This is a genomic window from Staphylococcus pseudintermedius, assembly GCF_001792775.2.
Classification (GTDB): domain Bacteria; phylum Bacillota; class Bacilli; order Staphylococcales; family Staphylococcaceae; genus Staphylococcus; species Staphylococcus pseudintermedius.
Genome location: NZ_MLGE02000009.1, coordinates 80,297 through 88,055, shown reverse-complemented (window position 1 = coordinate 88,055; position 7,759 = coordinate 80,297). Strand labels below are relative to the sequence as shown.

At 37.9% G+C, this 7,759-nt stretch carries 9 protein-coding genes; 1 reads left to right on the top strand and 8 read right to left on the bottom strand.

Annotated features, from left to right (window positions below; genetic code table 11):
* Nucleotides 1-1,046, top strand: a 1,046-nt coding sequence (locus tag BJK46_RS07935; RefSeq protein ID WP_112424787.1) for an IS1182-like element IS1182 family transposase, incomplete at its 5' end; no start/stop codon positions are given.
* Between the two features lie 720 nt (nucleotides 1,047-1,766).
* Here the strand turns inward: BJK46_RS07935 and BJK46_RS07920 are convergent.
* The 8 genes from BJK46_RS07920 to BJK46_RS07875 all read right to left on the bottom strand — a co-directional run bounded on the left by BJK46_RS07920 (nucleotide 1,767) and on the right by BJK46_RS07875 (nucleotide 7,716).
* The gene (locus BJK46_RS07920) at nucleotides 1,767-2,426 is read right to left on the bottom strand and encodes a dihydrofolate reductase family protein (RefSeq protein ID WP_000802831.1); all 660 of its coding nucleotides are present in this window, start codon (nucleotides 2,424-2,426) and stop codon (nucleotides 1,767-1,769) included.
* A gap of 110 nt (nucleotides 2,427-2,536) precedes the next feature.
* Nucleotides 2,537-2,833, bottom strand: a complete 297-nt coding sequence (locus tag BJK46_RS12715; protein ID WP_274505816.1) for a WYL domain-containing protein — start codon at nucleotides 2,831-2,833, stop codon at nucleotides 2,537-2,539.
* A gap of 83 nt (nucleotides 2,834-2,916) precedes the next feature.
* Nucleotides 2,917-3,489 carry a helix-turn-helix transcriptional regulator gene (locus tag BJK46_RS12710; RefSeq protein ID WP_001079938.1) on the bottom strand — a complete coding sequence of 191 codons (573 nt, stop codon included), beginning with the start codon at nucleotides 3,487-3,489 and terminating at the stop codon, nucleotides 2,917-2,919.
* Between the two features lie 275 nt (nucleotides 3,490-3,764).
* Nucleotides 3,765-4,559, bottom strand: coding sequence for an aminoglycoside O-phosphotransferase APH(3')-IIIa (gene aph(3')-IIIa / locus BJK46_RS07895; RefSeq protein WP_001096887.1), 795 nt, complete (start codon nucleotides 4,557-4,559; stop codon nucleotides 3,765-3,767).
* A gap of 92 nt (nucleotides 4,560-4,651) precedes the next feature.
* On the bottom strand, nucleotides 4,652-5,194 hold the full coding sequence (sat4, locus tag BJK46_RS07890) for a streptothricin N-acetyltransferase Sat4 (RefSeq protein ID WP_000627290.1): 543 nt from the start codon (nucleotides 5,192-5,194) through the stop codon (nucleotides 4,652-4,654).
* Nucleotides 5,191-6,099, bottom strand: coding sequence for an aminoglycoside nucleotidyltransferase ANT(6)-Ia (locus BJK46_RS07885; RefSeq protein WP_001255866.1), 909 nt, complete (start codon nucleotides 6,097-6,099; stop codon nucleotides 5,191-5,193). Before BJK46_RS07885 ends, sat4 begins: the two co-directional genes overlap by 4 nt.
* A gap of 32 nt (nucleotides 6,100-6,131) precedes the next feature.
* Nucleotides 6,132-6,866, bottom strand: a complete 735-nt coding sequence (locus tag BJK46_RS07880; protein WP_000662263.1) for a class I SAM-dependent methyltransferase — start codon at nucleotides 6,864-6,866, stop codon at nucleotides 6,132-6,134.
* Nucleotides 6,847-7,716, bottom strand: coding sequence for a nucleotidyltransferase domain-containing protein (locus BJK46_RS07875; RefSeq protein WP_000228166.1), 870 nt, complete (start codon nucleotides 7,714-7,716; stop codon nucleotides 6,847-6,849). Before BJK46_RS07875 ends, BJK46_RS07880 begins: the two co-directional genes overlap by 20 nt.
* Between the last annotated feature and the right edge of the window lie 43 nt (nucleotides 7,717-7,759).

Here is a 7,759-nt window from a genome sequence, read left to right as displayed (position 1 = left end):
ATTTAAAGGATGAACTTTCTATAGAAGAGATTGAAAGGATTCGTCAATCTTTGGAAGAAAAGGAAAATCAATTAATTGAAGCGATTGACCAAACCGAAACAGTAGAAGAACGAAAATTACTTCGTAAAGAAAAATCTGAAGTTCATAAGCAGAAGAAGCGATTCGATGATTTTGCCCAAAGAAAAATGAGCTACGAAGAACAATTAGTGATTATGGGTGTACGCAATAGTTTCTCAAAGACGGATCATGACGCTACTTTTATGCGAATGAAAGAAGATCACATGCTTAATGGCCAACTAAAACCAGGTTATAATATTCAACTTGCGACAGAAAATCAATTTGCTCTTGCTTATGATTGTTATCCAAATCCAACAGATACACGAACATTTATCCCATTTCTTGAAAAGATTGAATCAAAAATAGGTTTACCAGAAAATATTGTCGCAGATGCCGGTTATGCAAGTGAAGAAAATTATTGTTATGTGTTAGACGAAACAGAATCCACCCCCATCATTCCGCATCAAGGTTACTTAAAAGAGAAGAAACGCGCCCATAAACAAAATCAGTTTCATCGAGATAATTGGACTTACAACGAGTTGGATGATTACTATATTTGTCCCAATCAGAAAAGAGTAGTGTTCTCACATTATTCACAACGTAAAGATAGAAATGGATTTATTCGAAACTTCAAAATCTATGAATGTGAAGATTGTACAGGATGTCCATTGAGAGAGAAATGTACCAAAGCAAAAGAAGGAAAAAATCGACGTTTGAATATTAATCCAACCTGGGAATATATAAAAATAAAAGCGAATGAAAAGATAGAAAGCAAAGAAACAGCCTCATACTATGCGCAGCGAAAGATAGATGTCGAAACAGTTTTTGGAAACATTAAACAAAATATGAAATTTAAAAGATTCCATGTCCGAGGAGCTGAAAAAATTTTTAAGGAAATGGGACTTGTATTTCTTGCGCACAATTTTAGGAAATTAGTAACTAGAGTAAGGAAATATGAGGGAAAAACAATCATACAAAACCAAATATAGGGGGAAAATCCTCTATATTTCATCCAAAAAAAACAAAAATCGAAGACATCTTTCACGGGTGCCTTCGATTTTTTGGTTCAAAAGGGACTAATGGGTCAGCCCCCTCAAAATTACCAGAGATTAAGCTCAGCCAGATATAAGGACTCCAGCCTTACTTTCTACGCAACAACGCCACACACTCCACATGCCTTGAGTGGGCAAAAAAGATGTCGCACCCCACTGGTATCCCCTTGGCGGAAGCCCATATTTCTGAAACAGTCGCCTGGATAGGCTATTTTTCATTGATTTGGTGCCTGCTTTTGCGTTACAATCCAAGTAATTGTAAGCAATAAAGCCTTCAAAAGCATGTTGTCCTCTTGAAGGCTTTATTCGGTACAACTTTAAAATTGGTTTACTTATCTTTATCTTCCTCTCTAAGATACTTAACTAGCCCCGGATAATTGCTTATCCTTACAGTTCGGATCAATTAGAATTAGCCGAAAACGGCGGCGAAGAAACGAACCACCGAGAAGCACCGCCGCATTGCCGAGCTTGATACCCTCATTGAACGACTGTATGCGGACCGGAAAAGGCGCGGTTGACCGCCTTGCCCTCAAAGGCTTAGGGGCATATCAACTATATATTGGGGCCGAGTGCCGTTACTTTAACACCGCCGCTAGCCATGAGCTTATGCTTCCTTTAGGACACTGTCCCAACAGACACTTTTTAAAGTATGCTGCACTAATCCTTATTTTTCACAGCATAGCGCAATGACAGACAGCCATGTTCTGCATTCTCTGTTCCCTGCAATTCCAAATTAACTTTTTCAGATAACAGAAGGTTATCAAATAGTTGTTTTTCTTTATTACCTACAAAACATGGTGATATCACAAGACTGATTTCATCAATAAGTCCGTTTTCTAATAATTTGTTGGTTAATCCACCGCCACTGTCTGTCCGCATGTATTTACACCCATATTGCTCATGCAGGATCTGAAAGGCTTTTTCATAGTCCACATGATCATTTCCTGACACAATATATGGGTAATGCCTTTCCTCCAAATAATTCAAATATTCCTTCGGAGTGGCAGTTGATACCAGAATGACAATTTCCTTCAGATATCCAAGATTTCTTAAGCAATGAAGACTTCTCAAGATACCTCTGCTGTCAGGTATGACTCCTATTGGTCTGGGGTCCTCCGGGCTTGTTATGATTTTCTCAAAATCAGCCTCTGTTTCAGCAGGATATTTTTCAAATGCAGTAAAAACAGTATTGGACCCAAACAGCACCGCATCCGAATGAATTCCCCCGGCAACCTGGTAGTAAACTTCCGGATTATCAAAGCCTTTAATGCGGCCATCAAGGCTAATTTGTGTGTGCATAATTATCTTTGGTTTCATATTTTTCAATCCTCCTTTTTGATAGTAGAATATCATAATACACTGACAGCTGTATGTCAGCAGGGGATATGAAACCTTACAAAAAATACATAACAGACCAATCGCTTTCTCTAAATCAAGTTTAGGCAGTGATTCGTAATTTGTGCCAGGTGTTTACGGGTTATGCATTTTAATTCATCAGGTTGGACTATTTCAATGCCTGATCCATATTCAATCAGCTGCTTGCTCAATATCTCAAAGGAATCTGTCTGGAATTCGATTTCCATTTTACTTCCCAAATCGGTTTCTTCAAGGAAGCCGAGAGAATACCTGTTCTTGATAGAATTGTATGTCTCCCCTTTTTCAGCTCTAAGAATTACATTATATAGTTTTTTATATGAAAGCATTTGTTTTAATATTTGTTCCAAAGAGCCATCATGGCTTTGACAGAGCTCTTCTTCTATGCAAATGCTTTTAATCCGATCCACACGAAAATTCCTATATTCATTTCTTAGCCTGCAAAACCGATTAAGTACCAGTTCTGTTCATAAAACCCCAGTGATATAGGCTCTATCATTCTGCTTTCCGGTTCTTGCCCTCCTGATGCAGGATATTGAATTGATATTACCCTTTTATTGCAGATTGCAGTCTGAATTGCTGCAATAACGTTATCCGCCAATGTATTTTTCTGTCCAGATGTGCTGTACACGTTAATACTGTTCTCCAACTCCTGTGCATAGTTTTTTTCACCATGCTTCAAAATAGATTTGATTTTATACATAGCTGAATCAAAATCCTTTATAAATGATTCATCTCCATGGCAATTTAAAAATTTCCCTGCTGTAATCAATGCACCCACTTCCGCCGCTGTAAACATTACCGGCGGAAGTAGGAAGCCCTCTACAAGAAAATATCCTTTTCCGGCCTCAGATCCAATTGGTATTCCGGCTTCTTCAAGTGTCCGGATATCTCTGTAAACTGTCCTTAAGCTTATATTAAATCGCTGTGCAATTTCTTTGGCAGGAATTATTTTTTTTGATTGCAGCTGAATAAGAATAGAGGTTACTCTGTTAATCCTGTTCAAATTTTATTCCTCCTCTGTGACTTCCATAAAAAGTATATCCTATGCGTTCTTAAGCTAGCTGCTGTTAGTGCTTCTCATTGCACCCTGGTTATAAAAGCCATACTCACAAACCTCTTCACCAAAACTCTTTACATCTCTAATATAGAACTCTATCTAGCGAACTTTTAGAAAAGATATAAAACATCAGAGTATGGACAGTTGCGGATGTACTTCAGAAAAGATTAGATGTCTAAAAAGCTTGTAGTTAAAGCTTTTTAGACATCTAAATCTAGGTACTAAAACAATTCATCCAGTAAAATATAATATTTTATTTTCTCCCAATCAGGCTTGATCCCCAGTAAGTCAAAAAATAGCTCGACATACTGTTCTTCCCCGATATCCTCCCTGATCGACCGGACGCAGAAGGCAATGTCATACCACTTGTCCGCCCTGCCGCTTCTCCCAAGATCAATAAAGCCACTTACTTTGCCATCTTTCACAAAGATGTTGCTGTCTCCCAGGTCGCCGTGGGAAAAGACAAGTTCCTCTTCGGGCTTTTCCGTCTTTAAAAAATCATACAGCTCGCGCGGATCTTTAAATGGAGTGTCTTCTTCCCAGTTTTCGCAATCCACATCGGCCAGATCGTTATTCAGTAAGTAATCCAATTCGGCTAAGCGGCTGTCTAAGCTATTCGTATAGGGACAATCCGATATGTCGATGGAGTGAAAGAGCCTGATGCACTCCGCATACAGCTCGATAATCTTTTCAGGGCTTTGTTCATCTTCATACTCTTCCGAGCAAAGGACGCCATCGGCCTCACTCATGAGCAGATTGCTCCAGCCATCATGCCGTTCAAAGTGCAGGACCTTTGGAACAGGCAGCTTTCCTTCCAGCCATAGCATCATGTCCTTTTCCCGTTCCACATCATAGGTGGTCCCTTTATACCGGCTGTCCGTCATTTTTAAATATAGGTTTTCATTTTCTCCCACCAGCTTATATACCTTAGCAGGAGACATTCCTTCCGTATCTTTTACGCAGCGGTATTTTTCGATCAGTTTTTTCAATTCCGGTGATATTCTCATTTTAGCCATTTATTATTTCCTTCCTCTTTTCTACAGTATTTAAAGATACCCCAAGAAGCTAATTATAACAAGACGAACTCCAATTCACTGTTCCTTGCATTCTAAAACCTTAAATACCAGAAAACAGCTTTTTCAAAGTTGTTTTCAAAGTTGGCGTATAACATAGTATCGACGGAGCCGATTTTGAAACCACAATTATGATAGAATTTACAAGCTATAAGGTTATTGTCCTGGGTTTCAAGCATTAGTCCATGCAAGTTTTTATGCTTTGCCCATTCTATAGATATATTGATAAGCGCGCTGCCTATGCCTTGCCCCCTGAAATCCTTACATACGGCGATATCTTCTATATAAGCGTACCGGTTCCAATTTTTTCGCAGTTTAACTTTTCCGACGCATTTATCGTCTTGGTAGTAAAGATATATTATCTTATCAGTATTGTCAATATATTCAAGGCAATCTGCCTCCTCATCCTCTTCATCCTCTTCGTCTTGGTAGCTTTTTAAATATGGCGCTTCATAGAGTAATTCTGTAAAGGTCCAATTCTCGTTTTCATACCTCGGTATAATCTTACCTATCACCTCAAATGGTTCGCTGGGTTTATCGATATCTTTCAGGTGCCCTGCTTTCATTTCTGTAATCACTGTTCCCGCCTCTCTTCTATATCAGCGGCATATGTGCTATCCAGGCAGCCGGTTTTACCAGTGTATTTTTTATACATGTCCCTGGTATATTTTGTTATATTCCTATCATACTCCGGATAGGCATAATGAAGCCTTTCCGCCACCTCACCGGATACCGCCCTGAACAATTGATGGCATAGAAATAATGCTTCCCATATGTTTTCATAGGAATCCATCCGGTAGGTGGACAAAAGTTTCTCCCACAAATCCTCGGATATATACCTTTCAATAAACTTATAGTTCTTGCCTACACTTAATTTAAAGCCTGTTTCGATGCCGACCTTCCATGATATCATTCTCAGCAGCTCATGGCGAACAATCTGATTAAAATGATCAATAGCAAATAAAATTTCCTTACGGCACAATCCTTTAATAACATAAGGTGTTACATTCCAAAATTCATTGCAGCAATCATCATACTCCCTTGCGCTTGGCTTTCTTACATGATAATCTATATCAGTCGGAACTATGTCCCTTTTAATTCTACAATCTTTATCAATTAGAACCTTTATTAATTTATCGCCCTTTAGGTAATTATCTAACTCTTCCAAGGGCAATAAGGTAAGATCAATTTTATTGTAATCATCAAATAGCATAAGATAGGAAAATCCCTTTTCTTCAGGTGGGAATAATTCCATATCCTCCGGCTTTTGCATCATTATTATATTCCCAAATTGATTAAGCCAGTCATCATTAGATATAAACGGTTCTATATCACTTACAAAATATGTAATATCATAATCCTGAAATTCATCTTTAGGTATATTAATATTTGCGCGTGACCCCTCAAGGGTCACAATTCGAATACGTTCATCCTGTTCTGCTAAAGAAAGTACTAAATCCATCATTTCTTTTTCTGATCTCATTTACATACTCCTCGTTTATTTTTTCTATATTATTACATCTTCTTTTTTGCCGATACAATCAGCATCATTGGGCGTCGCATTTCATCCGCCATCCCCGGAATATCCATCATGTTCTCTGGCGGCTGTGGCTCCACAATCTGATTTATTATAAAACTATTTGAAAGCAGTGTATTTAGATATGTGGTCAGTGTTCTATGATATTTTGTAACCTTTTCTTCCAAAAACATAGCTGTCCGTTTGCCCTCATAATAATAATTGTCCACCGGGAAATGCAGTATTTCTCCTTTTTCGTTATAATACCAGTCTTGTGTTCCATGAGCAGTAAAAACAGGATGTTCAACTGTAAAAACTAAATTGCCACCAGCCTTCAGCATCCTATATATCTTTTTTATTAAATTCTCATAGTCTGCTACATAATGAAACGCAAGCGAACTTAGTATTACATCAAAGCTCTCCTCTGGGAAATCCACATCTTCTATGGCACAGCATTCATATTCAATCTGTGGAAAATGGGTTTTTCCTTTTGCTACTTCGAGCATTTTATGAGAAATATCAACACCTACTACAGAGGAAGCACCGTTTTCCATCGCATATATACAGTGCCATCCATAGCCGCATCCTAAATCAAGCACACGCTTACCCTTAAAATCAGGTAGCATCTTTTTCAAAGTCTCCCATTCTCCCGCACCAGCCAGTCCTTTCTGCGAGCGACTCATTTGACTGTATTTTTGAAAAAATATATTATCATCATATTTGTTTTCTTTCATCTGAACTCTCCTCGTTTAAAAAGTTATTTATCTCCGATACAATTTCATTCACTTCATTATAAAGCTTCTCGGTCATGTCGTAGCATTCAAAAAGTGAGATACCGAGTACTTCAAAAATATGATTTACCTTCTCGGTATATTTTTCAGGTTTATGTTCAAAAGTTTCAAGCAGTTTTATAGCTTTCTTTTCGTTGATACAATAAGCATTATTACATGCAAATAACACTTGATTTAAACATGAAACTATACGAAAAACATGACCCGCAATATAATATTTATCGTCTGTTCCCGAATTTGCTTTTACAAACATTAAAGAGAACCCTGCTTCAAACATAAAAAAGTTAACTAAACTTTTCTGCAAAGCATTGGGATAAGTTTCTGCCTGTTTTTTTAATTCGCATAAGCTTTCATTCTTAGCATATAGTATTTTGCTAATCGCTAATTCTCCTCGATACATTGCACTAATATAACCATGGGGATGCCCAGTCTGATAATTGGCAGTAACAATTCCGTGCTCTGTATCTTTCATTATTTGTTCCACACGTTTAATATCACGTAAAATTAAATCCACATGATACCCGTTTATGACTAACCATCCGCCGCCATTAATCCAATCACCCCATGCTCCGGGAGGTACAACAAGGTTATTTCTATGCTCATCATCCAGCTTTGTAGCGAATTGATTAATAGTATTTATGTCAAATGATTCTGAATTGTAATAGATGCCGATATCTATATCCGAATCCTCTGTATGGGTGCCCCTTGCACGTGAACCACCTAAAACAATACCTTCTATATAAGACAGAGAGGATAATTTCTCTGCTACTGATTTAATAATATTATCTACCATCAAGCATGCTCCTTTTATCGATTCACTGCTGTAAAAATTCCAA

Excerpts from the sequence above, each read along its gene's own strand:
- BJK46_RS07920 (WP_000802831.1), bottom strand. The coding sequence starts at position 2,426 with ATGAAACCAAAGATAATTATGCACACACAAATTAGCCTTGATGGCCGC.
- BJK46_RS07885 (WP_001255866.1), bottom strand. The coding sequence starts at position 6,099 with ATGAGATCAGAAAAAGAAATGATGGATTTAGTACTTTCTTTAGCAGAA.
- BJK46_RS07880 (WP_000662263.1), bottom strand. The coding sequence starts at position 6,866 with ATGAAAGAAAACAAATATGATGATAATATATTTTTTCAAAAATACAGT.
- BJK46_RS07875 (WP_000228166.1), bottom strand. The coding sequence starts at position 7,716 with ATGGTAGATAATATTATTAAATCAGTAGCAGAGAAATTATCCTCTCTG.